A 17,185-nucleotide genomic window follows, 5' to 3' on the forward strand; every position below is an offset into this window, starting at 1 on the left:
GGTCCTAGCTCGGGTATAATCCTCGGCTTGTTTTTTGCCCGCCAAGACCTTCAGTGGATAGGGTGTTATGTCCGGAAAAGCGCAACAGCAATCTCGTATCAAAGAGTTGATCACCCGTGGTCGTGAGCAGGGCTACCTGACTTACGCCGAGGTCAACGACCACCTGCCCGAGGATATTTCAGATCCGGAGCAGGTGGAAGACATCATCCGCATGATCAACGACATGGGGATCAACGTATTCGAGACTGCTCCGGATGCGGATGCCCTCCTGTTGGCCGAAGCCGACACGGATGAGGCTGCCGCGGAAGAAGCCGCCGCTGCGCTGGCCGCCGTCGAGACCGATATCGGTCGCACCACCGACCCCGTCCGCATGTACATGCGTGAAATGGGTACCGTGGAGCTGCTCACCCGCGAAGGCGAAATCGAAATCGCCAAGCGCATCGAAGAGGGTATCCGCGAAGTCATGGGAGCTATCTCCCACTTCCCGGGCACTGTCGACTATATCCTTAGCGAATACGATCGCGTCACCACCGAAGGTGGCCGCCTGTCGGACGTTCTCAGCGGCTACATCGACCCTGACGACGTGATCGCCAGCCCGTCGGACATGCCACCTCCCGTCGATCCCAAGGCAGCGCCCGCCGCTGACAAGGAAGAAGACGAAGAGGAAGACGGCGACGCGACCGACGACGAGGAAGAAGGCGAAAGCGGGCCGGATCCGGAAGTTGCCCGTCAGCGCTTCGGTGCAGTCGCCGAACAGCTTCAGGCGGCTCGCAAGGTCCTGAAGAAGCACGGCCGCGACAGCAAGGAAGGCGTAGCCGAAATGCTGCTGCTGGCCGAACTGTTCATGCCGATCAAGCTCGTGCCCAAGCAGTTCGAAGTGCTGGTGGAGCAGGTACGCGGCGCGCTGGATCGCGTTCGTGCCCAGGAGCGCGCCATCATGCAGCTGTGCGTACGTGACGCCCGCATGCCTCGTGCAGACTTCCTGCGCCTGTTCCCCGGCAACGAAGTGGACCAGGGCTGGGCTGCCTTCCTGGCCCGCGGCAAGGCGAAATACGCCGAAGCCATCGGCCGCGTGCAGGCAGATGTAGAGCGCTGCCAGCAGAAGCTGATCGACCTTGAAGCCGAAACCGGCCTCACCGTCGCGGAAATCAAGGACATCAACCGTCGCATGTCCATCGGCGAAGCCAAGGCTCGCCGCGCCAAGAAGGAAATGGTCGAGGCGAACCTGCGTCTGGTGATTTCCATCGCCAAGAAGTACACCAACCGTGGCCTGCAATTCCTCGACCTGATCCAGGAAGGCAACATCGGCTTGATGAAAGCGGTGGATAAGTTCGAATACCGTCGCGGCTACAAGTTCTCGACCTACGCCACCTGGTGGATTCGCCAGGCGATCACTCGCTCCATCGCCGACCAGGCGCGCACCATCCGTATTCCGGTGCATATGATCGAGACGATCAACAAGCTCAACCGTATTTCCCGCCAGATGTTGCAGGAAATGGGCCGCGAGCCCACTCCGGAAGAGCTGGGTGAACGCATGGAAATGCCTGAGGACAAGATCCGCAAGGTATTGAAGATCGCCAAAGAGCCGATCTCCATGGAAACGCCGATCGGCGACGATGAAGACTCCCACCTGGGCGACTTCATCGAGGACTCGACCATGCAGTCCCCGATCGACGTGGCTACGGTAGAAAGCCTCAAGGAAGCGACCCGCGAAGTGTTGTCCGGCCTTACCGCCCGCGAAGCCAAGGTGCTGCGTATGCGTTTTGGTATCGACATGAACACTGACCACACCCTTGAGGAAGTGGGCAAGCAGTTCGACGTTACCCGTGAGCGTATCCGCCAGATCGAAGCCAAGGCGCTGCGCAAGCTTCGCCACCCGACCCGTAGCGAGCACCTGCGCTCGTTCCTGGACGAGTAAGCTTCACGCGCGTCACAAAACCCCGGGCTTGCTCGGGGTTTTTTATTGCCGACAACATCCGGCCTAGGCGCCTATATGGGCAAGCAATTGGCTCCCTTTAAATTCTCTCCAATGGATCTTTAACAGAACCATTGCTCCGCTACAGTGGTGCATCCACATAACAAGGCAGGCACCATGGCAAGGCAGAATGAATACGGTCAACCCATTGGCTTCCCTATTGAAGGGTGGGCGCCCCGGCCCCAGCCTGCCGGGGTTACCCTGCCCGGCCGCTACTGCCGCCTTGAGCCGCTGGACGCCGATACCCACGCCGCCGACCTGTATGCCGCCTATAGCCAGGCCAAGGACGGCAGCGACTGGACTTATCTGTTCGTTGGCCCTTTTGATAGCCCCGAAACTTACCGGGCCTATGCCGAAACCGCCGCCTTGCGCACTGACCCTCGTCACTTCGCCGTGATTGACCTGGGCACAGGCAAAGCCGTCGGCACCCTGGCCCTGATGCGGATCGACCCTACCCATGGCGCAATCGAGGTGGGCAGCGTGACCTTCTCTCCCTTGCTCAAGCAATCTCCACTGTCCACCGAAGCCCAGTACCTGCTTATGGCCTACGCGTTCGATACGCTTGGCTATCGCCGCTACGAATGGAAATGCGACGATCTCAATGCACCTTCTCGCAAAGCGGCAGAACGCCTTGGCTTCAGCTATGAAGGCACCTTCCGCCGTGCCGTGGTTTACAAAGGACGTAACCGCGATACGGCGTGGTATTCGATCATCGGTGAGGAATGGCCAGCCGTTAAGAGCGCCTTCGAGGCGTGGCTCGCTCCGCAGAACTTCGATAAGCAGGGCCAGCAGCGGCATGCCCTTGCGGCCTTGCGCAACCCCGCAAGCAATAAGTAACAAACGGTTCTTTCGGATGGCACCCAACCAAAAGCCTCGTTATAATCGCCCGTCTCTCAAGGGCCTATAGCTCAGTTGGTTAGAGCAGAGGACTCATAATCCTTTGGTCCACGGTTCAAGTCCGTGTGGGCCCACCAACTCCAAAGCCGCGCATTGCGCGGTTTTTTTGTGCCTGTTGGTTTTCCATCGGCAGACACAAAAGGCGCCTGCCCTGCTTCCCTCAGCCCGGATCCTGAGCCGAATAACCCGCTATTCGGCTCACCACATGAGCCGAATAGCGGGTTATTCGGCTCACCACATGAGCCGAATAGCGCTATTATTCGGCTCATCGCGTTCGGAGATTTACCCGTGAACCCTCCTGCTTGGATCTGGCAATTCCCCGGCTGGCCGGCTTTCACATGGCAAGCCGAGCCGCTTTTGCCTTTGCTACGCGCCTGTACCCAAGCACAGGGCCGTCTCTTAGGGATGGCGGGTGCCGTTGAAGAAACCACAGACGCACAGCAGTATCTCGATGCATTGCTGCAGAACATCATCACGTCTTCTGCCATTGAGGGCGAAGAGCTGAATGCTGGTTCGGTGCGATCATCCCTTGCTCGCCGGCTGGGTGTGCAAGACAGCGGTAAACCGAGTCCCCGTAGCGAGGGGCTGGCCGCCCTAATGCTGGATGCCACCCGCAACTACGACCACAGCCTCACGCTTGGCCGGTTATTCACTTGGCACAAGTGGTTATTTCCTGCTGACGAGCCGTTGCTGACGCCACCTGTTCGGGTAGGCACGTTGCGGGGTAATGAACCCATGCAAGTTGTGTCCGGCCGGTTGGATCGACCCACTGTTCATTTCGAAGCACCACCACGTGAAGGGCTGGAGGCTCAGTTACAAGCCTTTATAGACTGGTTCGACAGCAGTCATGCAAATGCAGCGCTCGACCCACTGCTACGTGCCGGCATCGCCCACTTCTGGTTCGTGACCCTCCATCCGTTCGACGACGGGAATGGCCGGCTCACCCGCGCCCTGACCGACCTTGCGTTGGCACAGGCAGACAACCAGGGGATTCGCCTGTATGCCATGTCCGCCAGCATCCTGGAAGACCGAGCTGGCTATTACCATGTACTGGAAACCAGCCAAAAGGGTGGTCTGGATATTACGGCCTGGCTGGAATGGTTTCTTCACACGCTGCTGCGCAGCCAGACTGCCGCAATGGCTCGCATAGGGAGGGTGATGGCCAAGGCCCGCTTCTGGCAAACACACCGCGGCGCGGAGCTGACCGAGGAACAGGTCAAGGTCCTTAACCGCTTGCTCGACGGTGGAGAGCGAGGTTTCGAAAGCGGTATCAGCGCGGCGCAGTATCAGGCCGTGGCCAAGGTCTCCAAGGCAACGGCCACTCGACACCTGGCCGACCTGTTGGCCAAAGGTTATCTGGAACGGCTGCCTGGCGGCGGGCGGAGCACCCGTTATCGGGTCAACAACTAGGCGAATGTGTTGGCATATCCTGAGCAGAAGCCGGGCCGGCTTGATCGCTTTGCAGTGCTGCCAAGACATGAGCAGGATCGTTTTGTATAGCCCGCAGCAAAGCCCTGGCTGGCCCTACAGGATCGCGGCGCCCCTGCTCCCAATTTCGGAGTGTGCCGACCGCCACATCTATTTGCTGATTCCAGCCTCGATTGAGCCCCCCCGTTCCGATTATGAGGTCGCCCGCATCCGGATTCCGGGTCAAGTGAATCTGGAAGGCGAAGTACTCTTCCTCGCTAAGCAGATCCATTACATCTTCGGTGAAAATGGGCGTTTCAATGAATATCATACAGCCGGGCTTCCTGCGCCAATGGCGTACATGCTAAAGCCCGTCACGCAGCAGATCACTGCCCTCTTATCTGCGGTTACAAGTGACGGGCGAAGCCAACCGGTGCAGCCAAGCCCGCCGTGGCGGCTAGTAAGCGAAGCCTTACTTGCCGAGCAGTTGATACCCCACCACCAGCTTCTCCAGCTTGAACCGCGCCTTGATACCTTCGCAGTAACTGGTCCGAGGCAGGAATGCACCTGGGCCCTGCAGGTACAGGCTCAGGTCCTGGGCGTTTTCACAGGGCATGAGAGAGCGGTCGGTGAGTATGCCTGCGGCTTGGGCCGAGCGCAGTGCGCCCATGGGAATCCAGTCCGAGACGATCAGCGCGCCCACGGGGGCGGAGGCCGCATAGAAATGGGCGAACTCCTCGGCGGAGCGATCGCGCAGGTACGGCACCATGATGTAGTGGATGTCGTTACGCATAGGCAGCGCCTCGGCGTGCACCGGCAACGGCACCGCGCCAGCGGTGTACAACAGCCACATACCCAGTAGCGCGGCCGGTGAACACAGCGCCGACAGCCCAAGCAGCCAAGCGCCCAGGCGGGTATTAGGGAGCAGCTCGCGCAGCTGAATCACCCCGAGCACCGCTGCGAAGATGACACCGGGCAGGAAAAAGGCGAAACGCTCATACACGTTGAATGACACCGCGAACACGAAGTTAAACAAGAGCGTCCACCACACCAGGCGCAGCTTGCGATCTTTAGGCACCAACACGAGCCCCAACAGCTGCGGCCCGATCAGCGACAGGCAGAGCAACATGACGGAGTTCTTTTCGTGCCACATCACGTCGAAGCGCAGCATGCTGCCTTCCCAGCTTTGGTCAGGAGCGAACGGGGAGGCGCCGGTAAGGTAATGGCGGGCGGCCTGCAGCAGGCTCATGCCTGAGTCCAGGTCGTTGAACATCGCCGGGTACGCCGTGAGAAAGCCCACCACAAAAGCCGGTACGGTGAGCAGGATGAACACCCGCTGTTCCCTTGCCAGGCGCAGGTACAGCGGCAGCATCACTACGAAGGTCAACGGGTGAGTACTCGCGGCCAGGCCGGTGAACAGCCCGATCACCAGCAGCTTGCCGATGTCGCCCAGGCCGCTGCGGCGCTCGAAGTACAAGGCGTAGGCGAGCACCACGAACAGCGCGTGAAAGATGTACACGCCGGCCTTGGTCGACACCCAGAATACGGCATGGGAGAGCACCATCACAGTAGCGCCCAGGAGCGCCAGGTTACGCTGCGAGCCCAGGTTACGGGCCAACCAGTACGTGCTCCCCGCCAGGGGGATTAGCAGGATGGAATTGAGCAGGCCCAGCACCTGAATGCCGAACTGCTCGAACACCGCCGTACTGAAAAACTGATAGAGCGGGTGATCCGACGCCCCCAGGGTTTCGCTGAAGTACCGGCCCACGGTGGCGTCGGCGATGGCCATGCCATTGTCCATCCATTGCACCGGGCCGCTGGAGGCCAGGAAGCTGGCGACGATGGCGGCGCACAGCAACAGCAGCGGCCACGGCCCCTTGAAATGGTTTGAATATCCTTGGCCCATCGAGTGTTCTCCTTGAAACAAACCAGGTAAAGCAGCCTGTGCGCGTGTCGATTTGCGCTGCTCCAGCTCAAGCCCTTGTGCACAAACGCAAGTGAGGCTTCAACTAATAAGTTTGAACCGAATAAGTTGACGCTCGTATCAGTTTGCAGATGGCGAAATGACTTGCAGCAACTTCCCGAATGAGCACCATGCCATCAGGCCTCGTATAACCCGCAACTATAACGACATTTATTTCAAAGCCACCGCAAATTAATAAATGGGTCGATGGCGTTTCGCCACCTAGCTGACGCCAAAAAACTGGAAAGTCCCCTTCTCAATTTCCTGCCACGCCAGAACTGCACGAAAAAGAATCTTCACGCCTATTCGACGTTTTGCGATAACGAGTGACTCGGAGCGCTGGGTTTACTAGGATAGCCCTATGCCTTCATGTGTTTGAGCACCGATGACAGATCACAGCGCATTTTCCCTCGACGGGGTTGACCGTCAATTGATTGCCGCCCTACAGGTGAATGCGCGCGAGAGCGTTGCCACCCTTGCCAGAAAACTGGGGATTGCCCGAACCACAGTAACCTCGCGCCTCGCCCGCCTGGAGCGCAACGGGGTAATCGTTGGCTATGGCGTTCGCCTGGCACAGCGCGCCCTGACCGGCGGCTTGCAGGCCTATGTAGGCATCACGGTACAGCCCAAGGCGGGCCGCGATGTGCTCAAGCGTCTTGGCGCCATGGCACAGATTCAGCAGCTGAGCGCGGTAAGCGGCGAGTTCGACTATGTGGCATGGCTACATACAGACAGCCCAGAGGCGCTGGATGAGCTGCTGGACCAGATCGGCGCCCTTGAAGGCGTAGACAAGACCACTACATCGATCATCCTCAGCACCAAGATCGATCGCGGTCGCGGTTAGCGCGATATTCCCTGTGGGGTTTGCCATACCCAAGGAAAGCTCGCTGACATGGGTCGTTCGCGGGCCTAGCCCGCCCTACGGCAAAAATGACTAGCGTGTTTACCATTTCGACGAAAAATCAGGCAAAAAGACCGCACTCTGCGTCTTAATAACGTGCCAGCACCTCCCTAGAATCCCCGTCAGCCTTTCTATACTGACCAGACTGCATTCCTGCGAGGTGCCCATGCTCAAACCCAACCGCCATCCCGCTGGCTTCGAGAAGCCGATTACCGTATTCGGGCCTGACTTTCCCTTTGCCTTCGACCAGTGGATCGAGCATCCCGAGGGGCTGGGCAGCATTCCGGAAGCGAACCACGGCAAGGAAGTGGCCATCATCGGTGCGGGCATCGCGGGCCTGGTGGCGGCGTATGAGCTGATGACGCTCGGGTTGCGCCCGGTGGTATATGAAGCCTCACGCCTGGGCGGGCGCCTTCGCTCGCAGCCTTTCGAAGCGGCTGAAGGCATCATTGCCGAGCTGGGCGGCATGCGCTTCCCGGTTTCCTCTACCGCGTTCTATCACTACGTCGACATGCTGGGGCTGGAAACCCGCCCCTTCCCTAACCCGCTCACTTCAGCATCGGGCAGTACCGTGATCGACCTTGAAGGGCAAACCTACTACGCCGAAAACGTGGCGGACTTGCCCAAGCTGTTCCACGAAGTTGCCGATGCCTGGGCTGATGCACTGGAGGAGCGGGCGCATTTCAGGGAAATCCAGCAAGCCATACGCGACCGCGACGTTACCCGCCTCAAGGCCCTCTGGGACAGCCTTGTGCCCCTGTGGGACGACCGCACCTTCTACGATTTCGTGGCCACGTCCAAATCCTTCGCCGGGCTTACCTTCCAGCACCGTGAGGTGTTCGGGCAGGTAGGGTTCGGCACCGGTGGCTGGGACTCGGACTTCCCCAATTCCATGCTCGAAATCCTTCGGGTAGTGATGACCAACTGTGACGATCACCAGCATCTGGTAGTGGGCGGTGTAGAGCAAGTGCCCTTGGGCATCTGGCGGCATGTGCCGGAGCGCTGCGCCCACTGGCCTGAAGGCACCAGCCTGAGCAGCCTGCACAGTGGCGCGCCCCGCTGCGGCGTGCAAAAGGTCGCACGCGCCGACAACGGCCAGTTCGCCGTGACCGACGTGTGGGGCCACACCCGTGTGTACCCTGCCGTGCTCGCCACGTGCCAGAGCTGGCTGCTTACCACCCAGATCGAATGCGAAGAATCGCTGTTTTCCCAGAAGATGTGGATGGCCCTGGACCGCACCCGCTACATGCAGTCCTCGAAAACCTTTGTGATGGTCGACCGGCCATTCTGGAAGGACAAAGACCCTGTCACCGGCCGTGACACCATGAGCATGACCCTCACCGACCGCCTTACTCGTGGCACGTACCTGTTCGATAACGGGGAAGGCAAGCCTGGCGTGATCTGCCTGTCTTATTCGTGGATGAGCGATGCGCTGAAGATGCTGCCCCATCCGGTCGAAAAGCGGGTGAAGCTTGCCCTGGATGCCTTGAAAAAGATTTACCCCACCGTTGACATCGCCGGGCACATCATTGGCGACCCGATCACTGTGTCCTGGGAGGCAGACCCGCACTTCCTTGGCGCTTTCAAGGGCGCGCTGCCGGGGCACTACCGCTACAACCAGCGCATGTACGCGCACTTCATCCAGCGCGACATGCCCGCCGAACAACGCGGGATTTTCATTGCTGGCGACGATGTGTCCTGGACCCCAGCCTGGGTGGAGGGAGCCGTGCAAACCTCACTCAATGCCGTGTGGGGGATCATGAACCATTTCGGCGGCAACACATTCCCCACCAACCCGGGCCCTGGCGACGTGTTCGACGCGCTTGGCCCGGTCGCCCTTGCGGACTGACGCCATGCGAATCGCCTTGTATCAGGGCCCTGCGGGGCCCAACCTGCCAGCGCAAAACCTGGCCAGGCTTGAGCGTTGGGCAACCGAGGCGGCGCGCCGTGGCGCCGACCTAGTAGTATTCCCTGAGATGTTCCTCAGCGGCTACAACATCGGTTCCCAGGCCGCCCAGGCACTGGCTCATCCTCCCGACGGAGAAGCGCCGGCGCAAGTCGCCGCGATTGCACGCAGAAACAGCATCGCCATTGCCTATGGCTACCCCGAGGCAGGCCCCGCCGGGGCAGTCTACAACGCCGCGCAGCTCGTGGATGGGCAAGGGCAACGCCTGATCGACTACCGCAAGGCGCACTTGTTCGGCGACCTCGACCGGGCCATGTTCAGCGCAGGCGATGGCGGGTTCCCGGTAGCCACGCTCAACGGATGGAAGCTTGGCCTGCTGATCTGCTATGACGTCGAATTTCCGGAGGCTGTACGCCATCTGGCGTTGAGTGGAGCCGAACTGGTACTGGTGCCAACGGCCAACATGGCGGGCTTCGAATTGGTGGCCGAAGTCACGGTACGGGCGCGGGCCTACGAAAATGGCTGCTATCTCGCCTATGCCAACTATTGCGGCGAGGAAGCCGACCTGCATTACTGCGGCCTCAGTAGCCTGTGCGGCCCGGGTGGTGAGCAATTGGCCATTGCGGGAACAGAAGAAGCCCTGCTGATAGCCGATCTGGACCGGCAGCATCTGCATGCAACTCGCATAGCCGCCCCTTATCTCGCTGATCGCCGTAACGATCTTTACGGCCGTCGCGGCCCTCAGTCAAATTAACGACAGCGCGCCGAAGCCTCTGACAGACGTCGCCATATATCTGGCGACGTAAATTCAAAAGCCTAACGGGCGACAGTACATCGTTGACACCCGCTGAAAGCCCCTGCCAGAGGGCCTACGCCGGTATTTGACGAGAGAAATCAATGATTTCCGCCTGATGGCCATCACTGTGCGCCAAAACGCTATTAATATGATGGCGTCAAAATTAAATTTTCATATTTATCATGTAGTTACATTCTTACATCCCTCGCTAGCGTGTTTACGCCACTTTTTTCGTCCGAAATGATTGACAGCTAGCGGCTAAAAACCGATATATCACTCACCCAAGGCGAAGACCTCGGTCGGCTCGCACTACGCCAGCCATCATAAAATCTGAAACACCCCACAAGCCGCCACGAAGAGCGCTCACTTTTTTTGAGCGCCCAAGGTATCGGCTTGTTATTGATTTGGCCGCCTGCATCAGCACCCGATTTGTAACGGGAGGGCGGTAGCGTTCCTGAAACATTACATACAGGCAGTACGAAGTTTGGGTCCAACGGATTACAGGACCTGGCGGTAGCTTTGTCCGAAGTCAACAACTTCGGTTTAAAAGTTAAGCGTTCATTCACGGATAGAGTGTCTTGTCATGTCGCCATTGTTCCGCAACGACCCTACTTCAATTGCACTTCTGGTCAATGATATGGACCAGCAAGGGCATGCTGTTATCGAACATGCATTTTCATCTGATGACTTGGCTGAAATGCGCCAATACGTGGAACGTGAAGCCGGCCGGCACCACGGCCAATATTTCGCCTACCACGGCCTGAAGGCCCTTGCCGGCAGCCCCATGGCTCGGCTTGCGGCATCCCCCGAGCTGGCAGCGATCCTCGACCAGCTGCATCGCCACGCCACCGGTGCCCCTGCAACCAGCAGCGAAATCTTCCCCGTGCTGCGCTGCGTCCAGGGCGGCACTGGCGCCCGCGAATCCAACGCCTTCCACTATGACGCCACCCTCGTCACCCTGCTGGTACCCGTGTTTATCCCGGAGCAAGGCGAGGAACGCGGCGATCTCATCATGTTCCCCAACCTGCGCTCGGTGCGCTCCAGCGTGGCGGCCAATGTGATCGAAAAGGCCGTGCTGCAGAACAAGTTCAGCCGCCGCGTGCTCACCCACGGCATCCAGGCCGGCTGGTTCAAGCCACGCACGCTGCCACTGGTGCCGGGCAACCTTTACCTGTTCTGGGGCTACCGCAGCCTTCACGCCAACCAGCCGTGCAGCCCGGAGGTACGTCGCGCTACCGCGCTGTTCCACTACGGTGATCCTCACGCCGGCAGCCTGGCCACCCGGCTGATCCTCAAGCTCAACCAGCAGCGCGCACGCCGCAGCGTTGCCCGTTCCGACACCGTCGCCTGACCCGCACTGGACTTTGCCGTCACCTCGACAGCCATCCGCGCAAGGCTTGCGCAAGGACGATCCGCATGATCAATGTCACCAAGTCGTACATGGGCAACCTGGAAAAATTCAAGGCGTACGTGGACGGCATCTACGCCTCACGCTGGCTGACCAACCAAGGGCCGCTGTGCTGCGAGCTGGAAGAGCGCCTGAAGGATTACCTCGACGTGCGTAACATTGTGGTCGTCAGCAACGGCACCATGGCCTTGCAGGTCGCCTATCGCGCGCTCGGCCTCACCGGTAGCGCCGTGACCACGCCCTTCAGCTTTGTGGCAACCAGCAGCACGTTGCAGTGGGAGCACATTCGGCCAGTGTTCGCGGACATTTGCCCGGACACCTGGAACCTGGACCCCGCCCGCATCGAGGCCAGCCTGCAGGAAGACACCGGCGCTATCGTGGCCACCCACGTGTTCGGAAACCCCTGTGCCGTGGATGAGATCGACACCGTGGCTCAGCGCCATAAGCTGAAGGTGATCTACGACGGTGCCCATGCGTTTGGCGTTCAACAGGCCGGGCAGTCGGTGCTCAACCGGGGCCACGTGACCACGTTGAGCTTCCATGCGACCAAGCTGTTCCACACCATCGAAGGCGGCGCCATCGTGACCAACGATGACGACCTCGCCGAGCGTGTGCGGCTGATGACCAACTTCGGGATCGCCGACTACGAAACCATCGAGGGCCTGGGCACCAATGCCAAGCTGAACGAGTTCTCCGCGGCGATGGGGCTGTGCATCCTCGACGACATCGAGCTGATCCTCGAGCAGCGCGCGGAGATCGCCCACTTCTACACCCGCCACCTGGGCGACTACCTTCAACTGCAACGCGTGGCGCCCGACAGCGAACCCAACTTCAGTTATTTCCCGGTGGCCCTGGCCAACCATCGGGCGATGTTATCGGCACGGGCCGCGCTGCAAGCCGCCGACATCAACCCGCGCCGTTACTTCTACCCGTCCCTGGACACGATCGACTACCTGCAACCGCAGCAGGCGCAACCGATCTCCCGTGGGCTGGCGCAGCGTGTGTTGTGCCTGCCGATCTATCCGGGGCTGGGGCGGAACATTCAGCAACGCATCGTCGACACCCTGCTACGCCAGTGTGATTCGCCACTCCTACCCTTGGCGCCGCTGCGCCGGGCCCTTTAATCATCCGTAGCCGGGCCGGTCATGAGCACAAACCGATCGATATTTCGCAACACCACCCTCAACTACGTTGGGCAGGCCTATACGCTGTTGATCGGTATCGTGATCATGCCGTTTTATCTCAGCCACCTCGGCGCGGAGGTGTATGGGCTGATCGGTTTCTATACGGTGCTGCAAACCTGGCTGCAGCTGCTGGACGTCGGCCTGTCGCCTTCGCTGGTGCGGCAGATTGCGCACCATCAGCACGCGGGCAATGAAGGTTGCCGCGAGGGCGGCTGGTTGCTGCGCTCATTCGAGCTGATCTTCCTTCCGCTCGCCTTGCTGACCGTGGTGGCGGTGTACCTGGGTAGCCCGTGGATTGCCGCGCATTGGCTCAATGCCCAGGCGCTGGACACGTCCACCATTGTGCAATGCATCACGCTGATGGGCTGGATGGTTGCGCTGCGGTTGTATGCCACGCTGTACAAAAGCGGCCTGCAAGGCCTGGAAATGCACGCCTGGCTCAACGGTGCCAACGTGGTGATCACCACTTTGCGCTACTTTGGTGGCCTGTTCCTGGTGGCAGTGGTGTCGCAGGACGCGTTGGTATTCTTCAAGTTCCAATTGTGCGTGGCGGTGATCGAAACGTTGATCTTCGCCAGCAAGGCCTATAGCCGCTTGCCCACGCCACGCTGGTGGAGTGGCTTCAATTGGGCGCTGGTCAAGCCCATCGTGCCGTTCGCCCTCAGCCTGTCGTTCACCTCGGTGCTGTGGATCGTGCTCACCCAGCTGGACAAGATCCTGCTGTCCGAGCGGCTGTTGCTGACCGAGTACGGTTACTTCTCCCTGGTGGCGCTGATGACCACCGGAATCCTGATGCTGATCAACCCGCTGGTGCAAACCCTGCTGCCGCGCATGACCGTGCTGCTGGCCGAGGGGCGGGACAAGGACATGCACCAGCTGTACCTGGCTGCCAGCCGCTTTACCTGCACCTTGCTGTTTCCACTGGCGAGCGTGATGGCGGTGCACGCCGGCGACTTGCTGTATGCCTGGAGTGGTGACCGCGCCGCAGCCGACTGGGGCAGGCCGATCCTGTTCTGGTACGCCTTGGGCAGCGCGATCATGGCCGCCAGCACCTTCCAGTACCACCTGCAATACGCCTACGGGCAGATCCGCCTGCACGTGTGGTACAGCGTGATTTCTGCCGCCGTCACCGTCCCGGTGATGGTGTTGGCCATCGACAGTTGTGGCGCCCTGGGCGCCGCTGCCGCGTGGTTCGTGCTGCGGCTGCTGTCCTTTGCCATCTGGCCGCGCGTGGTCCACCACCACCTGGCGCCGGCCCTGCATGGCGTGTGGTTGAAAGACATTCTGCGGATCAGCCTGATGACCCTGCTGGGCCTTGGGCTGACCGAACCGATTGTGCGCCTGATGGCCGGCGAAGATCGCCTGCTTACCCTGGCGAGCCTGGCCATCTGCGGCCTTGTCACCCTGGCTATCGTGGCCGGCAGCGACCGCTTGCTCGCCGCCCGGGTGATTCTTCTGTTCAGCAAACCGAGCGTAGGACGATGAACATTCGAACCGAACGAGACATCATGCAAGGCTGGGGTGGGGCAAGGATTCCGCTTGTCAGCGTAGTCTGCCCGGCTTTCAATCAGAAAGCGTTCATCGCCGCGACGGTGGACAGCTTTCTTGCCCAGCGAACCGATTTTCCGTTCGAGATCCTGATCAACGACGATGCCTCCACCGACGGTACCCGGGAGATCATCCAAGCCTATGCCGAGCGTTACCCCACCCTCATTCGCCCGGTGCTTCACGAGCAGAACCAGTACCGTCAGGGCAAGCTGTTCTACCCTGCCCTGTTCAACATGGCCAAGGGGCGCTACCTGGCGTATTGCGATGGCGACGATTTCTGGACCGACCCGCTCAAGCTGCAAAAGCAGGTGGACTTCCTGGAGCGCCACCCCGACTACGTAATCACTTATCACGACGCGGTGATGGTCAGCGAACAGGGCGAACAAGGGCTTCAGCTCGGGCGTGCCTGGCAGCGTGACGCGACCAGCGTGGAGCTGATGCAAGGCCGGCGCATTTCAACCCTTACCGCGTGCTTCCGTAACGTGCTGCGCGAGCTGCCGCGCGAGCTTGAGCTGGCGCCCCTGATGGACGTGTGCTGGTGGTCGATGCTCGGCGCGCACGGCAAGGGCAAATACCTGCCAGACATCACCCCAGGTGGCTACCGCGTGCACTGCGGCGGGATGTTCTCCATGCGTGGCGAAAAGAAAAAACTGCACATGTCGCTGCAGACCGCCGCCTGCCTGGCCAACTACTACCACAACCGCGGCAACCAGCCCTTGTACGAGCACTTTCTTACCCAGGTGTTCGGCCTGTCGCTGGCCGCGGTATCGCCCTGGCAAAAGCTCAGCGCCCTGGGGCTGGTAGCTGCCAACGTAAGCCGCAACCTGTTCCGCCGGCTGGCGCTACCCATGGGAAGGAGCTAGCGATGCCTGCCCCCGATTGACGGCCGGCATCACCTGCCTGGCACCTTCAAGCACTGCTTCATTATCACGGACACGATTGCCAACGCCGCGCGCCTTGGCCAGGAGCTTCACATGACCGCAATGACCCGTTCCAGCCTGGAGTATCAGCAGGACACTCGGATCGACGTGGCAAGTATCTTGCGCATGCTGTTCGACCACAAAGTGTTGATTGCCTGGGTGGTCGGGCTCTTTACCCTGGTTGGGGGCATTTACGCGATCGTCGCCACGCCGGTGTACCAGGCCAACGCGATGATCCAGATCGAGCCGAAAAAGATCGGGCTTGATGCCACGCCGGTGTTCAACAGCAAGCCGACCTCGGTGTCCGAAGCGGCCACCGAAATCGAACTGATCAAATCGCGCGCCGTGCTTGGGCGTGTGATCAGCGACCTGAAACTGGACATCGTCGCCACCCCCCGCTACCTGCCATTGATTGGCAAGTGGTATGCGCGCCAGTTCAAGCCCGCAAAGGGTCACGTTACCGCAGCCCCCTTCGGGCTGAACCGCTTTGCCTGGGGTGGCGAAGCCATTGCCGTCGATGCGCTGGAAGTGCCCAAGGCCATGCTGGGCCTGCCGCTTACTCTGGTCGCTGGCGCCAACGGCAGCTACAGCGTGCAGGACGCCGACGGCAACGCCGTGGTGGACGGCAAGGTAGGCCTGGCGAGTGCAAGCAATGGTGTGAGCCTGCTGGTTACCTCGCTGCAAGCGCGCCCGGGCACCGAGTTTCGCCTGGTGCGTAACCGGGAGCTGGCCACCGCTCTGGATTATCAGGAGCGCCTGAAAGTCAGCGAGGCCGGCAAGGATTCGGGCATTGTGTATATGTCCATCCAGGACACCGACCCCGCTCGCGCCGTGATGTTGGTCAAGGAAGTAAGCGACCGCTACGTACGCCAGAACGTGGAACGCAGCTCTGCCGAGGCCGCGCAACGGCTGGATTTTCTCCGCTCGCAGCTGCCGGTGGTACGCGCCGAGCTGGAGAAGTCCGAAGAAGCGCTGCACGAATTCCAGTTGCGCACCCATGCCGTGGACATCGGCCAGCAAACCCGTACCTTGCTGGACCAGGTCGTGGACTACGACAACCAATTGTCCGAGCTGCGCCTAAAGCGCACCGATCTGGATCGCCTGTACACCCGCCAACATCCGCAGTCGGTGGCGATGTCCCAGCAAATCGGCCAGCTCGAAGCCCAGAAGGCCAAGCTTCAAGCTGAAGTGGGCCAGCTGCCCGAGACCCAGCAGGAACTGCTGCGCCTGAGCCGCGACATGCAGGTGACCACCCAGACCTACACTAACTTGCTCAACCGTGTGCAGGAACAGGACATCATCCGCGCGGGCAACATCGGTAACGTGCGTGTGATCGACGCCGCCGACGCCAATGTGGAAGAGCCGGTGAAACCCATGCGCAAGCTCATCGTGGCCCTGGCTGCGTTGCTGGGCGCGCTGTTCGCAATCTCGATCATCTTCGTTCGCCAAGCGTTCTACCGCGGCGTCGAGAACCCTGAGAGCGTCGAGCAACTTGGGCTGCCGGTGTACGCCTCGCTGCCGCTGTCCCGCCAGCAGGAACGCCTCAACCGCGGGCAAACCCGCAAGGGCCAGGCGCCTTCCCGGCTGCTCGGTGTGGTGGCGCCTCGCGAAGCGACCATGGAGGCACTGCGCAGCCTGCGTACCAGCCTGCACTTCGCGATGGCTGAAGCACGCAACCACATCCTGATGATCACCAGCCCTACCCCGGGCGTGGGCAAGTCCTTCGTGTGCGCCAACCTGGCGGTGGTCAATGCGCAATCGGGCAAGCGCGTACTGCTGATCGACGCCGACATGCGCAAAGGCTACCTGCACCAGCAGTTCGGTGTGCAGCCGCGCCACGGCCTGGCTGATGCACTGGCGGGCAAGCTGCCCTTTGCCGACGTGGTCCACGACACTGCGGTGAAGAACCTGCAGCTCATTTCGTGCGGCTTCGCGGCGCCCAACCCGTCCGAACTGCTGATGCATGAAAACTTCACTCGCCTGCTGCGTGAACTGGCGCCGCATTACGACCTGGTGATCATCGACACCCCGCCCGTGATGGCTGTGACCGACGCAACGCTGGTGGGCCGTCAGGCAGGCACTTGCATGATGGTCAGCCGCTTCGGGCAGAGCACGGTGAAGGAGATCGACGTGGCCCGCCGCCGCCTGTTGCAGAACGGCGTGACCCTTAAGGGTGCCATTTTCAATGGCGTGGTTCGCAAGGCCTCTACCGCCGAATACGACTGCGCTTCGTATGGCTACGACTACGGCGACAGCCGCGCGTAACCGTTCATTGACTCG

General features: G+C 60.6%; 13 protein-coding genes and 1 tRNA gene. 12 read left to right on the forward strand and 2 right to left on the reverse strand.

Features of this window, described 5'->3' with window-relative positions:
• Nucleotides 1–67 precede the first annotated feature (67 nt).
• The 4 genes from rpoD (at nt 68) to LG385_RS18425 (ending at nt 4,282) form a co-directional block, all read left to right on the forward strand.
• Complete coding sequence (gene rpoD / locus LG385_RS18410; RefSeq protein ID WP_225775404.1) at nt 68–1,918, forward strand: RNA polymerase sigma factor RpoD; 1,851 nt, start codon at nt 68–70, stop codon at nt 1,916–1,918.
• Nucleotides 1,919–2,092: 174 nt separating this feature from the next.
• Nucleotides 2,093–2,812: a GNAT family N-acetyltransferase gene (locus LG385_RS18415; RefSeq protein ID WP_225775405.1), complete on the forward strand. Its 720-nt coding sequence runs from the start codon at nt 2,093–2,095 to the stop codon at nt 2,810–2,812.
• Between the two features lie 60 nt (nt 2,813–2,872).
• A tRNA-Ile gene (locus tag LG385_RS18420) sits at nt 2,873–2,949 on the forward strand.
• A 211-nt stretch (nt 2,950–3,160) separates the two neighbouring features.
• A complete protein-coding gene (locus LG385_RS18425; RefSeq protein ID WP_225775406.1) occupies nt 3,161–4,282 on the forward strand; it encodes a Fic family protein in 1,122 nt (373 codons plus the stop codon).
• Here the strand turns inward: LG385_RS18425 and LG385_RS18430 are convergent.
• Nucleotides 4,272–4,610, reverse strand: coding sequence for a helix-turn-helix domain-containing protein (locus tag LG385_RS18430; protein WP_225775407.1), 339 nt, complete (start codon nt 4,608–4,610; stop codon nt 4,272–4,274). The two genes, LG385_RS18425 and LG385_RS18430, sit on opposite strands and share 11 nt — an antisense overlap.
• Nucleotides 4,611–4,751: 141 nt before the next feature.
• The gene (locus LG385_RS18435) at nt 4,752–6,185 is read right to left on the reverse strand and encodes a DUF2723 domain-containing protein (RefSeq protein ID WP_225775408.1); all 1,434 of its coding nucleotides are present in this window, start codon (nt 6,183–6,185) and stop codon (nt 4,752–4,754) included.
• Nucleotides 6,186–6,627: 442 nt separating this feature from the next.
• Here LG385_RS18435 and LG385_RS18440 point away from each other — a divergent pair, with 442 nt between their 5' ends.
• From LG385_RS18440 to LG385_RS18475, 8 genes are all read left to right on the forward strand, one after another.
• Nucleotides 6,628–7,086, forward strand: a complete 459-nt coding sequence (locus LG385_RS18440) for an Lrp/AsnC family transcriptional regulator (RefSeq protein WP_181113230.1) — start codon at nt 6,628–6,630, stop codon at nt 7,084–7,086.
• A 223-nt stretch (nt 7,087–7,309) separates the two neighbouring features.
• Entirely contained in the window at nt 7,310–8,992 is a 1,683-nt protein-coding gene (locus tag LG385_RS18445; protein ID WP_225775409.1) for a flavin monoamine oxidase family protein, read from the forward strand.
• Between the two features lie 4 nt (nt 8,993–8,996).
• A complete protein-coding gene (locus LG385_RS18450; RefSeq protein WP_225775410.1) occupies nt 8,997–9,803 on the forward strand; it encodes a carbon-nitrogen hydrolase family protein in 807 nt (268 codons plus the stop codon).
• A 625-nt stretch (nt 9,804–10,428) separates the two neighbouring features.
• Nucleotides 10,429–11,196 carry a hypothetical protein gene (locus LG385_RS18455; RefSeq protein ID WP_225775411.1) on the forward strand — a complete coding sequence of 256 codons (768 nt, stop codon included), beginning with the start codon at nt 10,429–10,431 and terminating at the stop codon, nt 11,194–11,196.
• A gap of 65 nt (nt 11,197–11,261) precedes the next feature.
• Nucleotides 11,262–12,377: a DegT/DnrJ/EryC1/StrS family aminotransferase gene (locus LG385_RS18460; RefSeq protein WP_225775412.1), complete on the forward strand. Its 1,116-nt coding sequence runs from the start codon at nt 11,262–11,264 to the stop codon at nt 12,375–12,377.
• A gap of 21 nt (nt 12,378–12,398) precedes the next feature.
• The gene (locus LG385_RS18465; RefSeq protein WP_225775413.1) at nt 12,399–13,922 is read left to right on the forward strand and encodes a lipopolysaccharide biosynthesis protein; all 1,524 of its coding nucleotides are present in this window, start codon (nt 12,399–12,401) and stop codon (nt 13,920–13,922) included.
• Nucleotides 13,919–14,848, forward strand: coding sequence for a glycosyltransferase family 2 protein (locus tag LG385_RS18470; protein WP_225775414.1), 930 nt, complete (start codon nt 13,919–13,921; stop codon nt 14,846–14,848). The genes LG385_RS18465 and LG385_RS18470 overlap by 4 nt, the downstream gene beginning before the upstream one ends.
• Nucleotides 14,849–14,959: 111 nt before the next feature.
• On the forward strand, nt 14,960–17,170 hold the full coding sequence (locus LG385_RS18475; RefSeq protein ID WP_225775415.1) for a polysaccharide biosynthesis tyrosine autokinase: 2,211 nt from the start codon (nt 14,960–14,962) through the stop codon (nt 17,168–17,170).
• Nucleotides 17,171–17,185: the final 15 nt, after the last annotated feature.

It is taken from the genome of Pseudomonas sp. Marseille-Q5115, from assembly GCF_916618905.1.
Classification (GTDB): Bacteria; Pseudomonadota; Gammaproteobacteria; order Pseudomonadales; family Pseudomonadaceae; genus Aquipseudomonas; species Aquipseudomonas japonica_A.

Coding starts and splice junctions, on each gene's coding strand:
- rpoD (WP_225775404.1), top strand. CDS start 68: ATGTCCGGAAAAGCGCAACAGCAATCTCGTATCAAAGAGTTGATCACC.
- LG385_RS18415 (WP_225775405.1), top strand. CDS start 2,093: ATGGCAAGGCAGAATGAATACGGTCAACCCATTGGCTTCCCTATTGAA.
- LG385_RS18430 (WP_225775407.1), bottom strand. CDS start 4,610: ATGATATTCATTGAAACGCCCATTTTCACCGAAGATGTAATGGATCTG.
- LG385_RS18435 (WP_225775408.1), bottom strand. CDS start 6,185: ATGGGCCAAGGATATTCAAACCATTTCAAGGGGCCGTGGCCGCTGCTG.
- LG385_RS18440 (WP_181113230.1), top strand. CDS start 6,628: ATGACAGATCACAGCGCATTTTCCCTCGACGGGGTTGACCGTCAATTG.
- LG385_RS18445 (WP_225775409.1), top strand. CDS start 7,310: ATGCTCAAACCCAACCGCCATCCCGCTGGCTTCGAGAAGCCGATTACC.
- LG385_RS18450 (WP_225775410.1), top strand. CDS start 8,997: ATGCGAATCGCCTTGTATCAGGGCCCTGCGGGGCCCAACCTGCCAGCG.
- LG385_RS18455 (WP_225775411.1), top strand. CDS start 10,429: ATGTCGCCATTGTTCCGCAACGACCCTACTTCAATTGCACTTCTGGTC.
- LG385_RS18460 (WP_225775412.1), top strand. CDS start 11,262: ATGATCAATGTCACCAAGTCGTACATGGGCAACCTGGAAAAATTCAAG.
- LG385_RS18465 (WP_225775413.1), top strand. CDS start 12,399: ATGAGCACAAACCGATCGATATTTCGCAACACCACCCTCAACTACGTT.
- LG385_RS18470 (WP_225775414.1), top strand. CDS start 13,919: ATGAACATTCGAACCGAACGAGACATCATGCAAGGCTGGGGTGGGGCA.
- LG385_RS18475 (WP_225775415.1), top strand. CDS start 14,960: ATGACCGCAATGACCCGTTCCAGCCTGGAGTATCAGCAGGACACTCGG.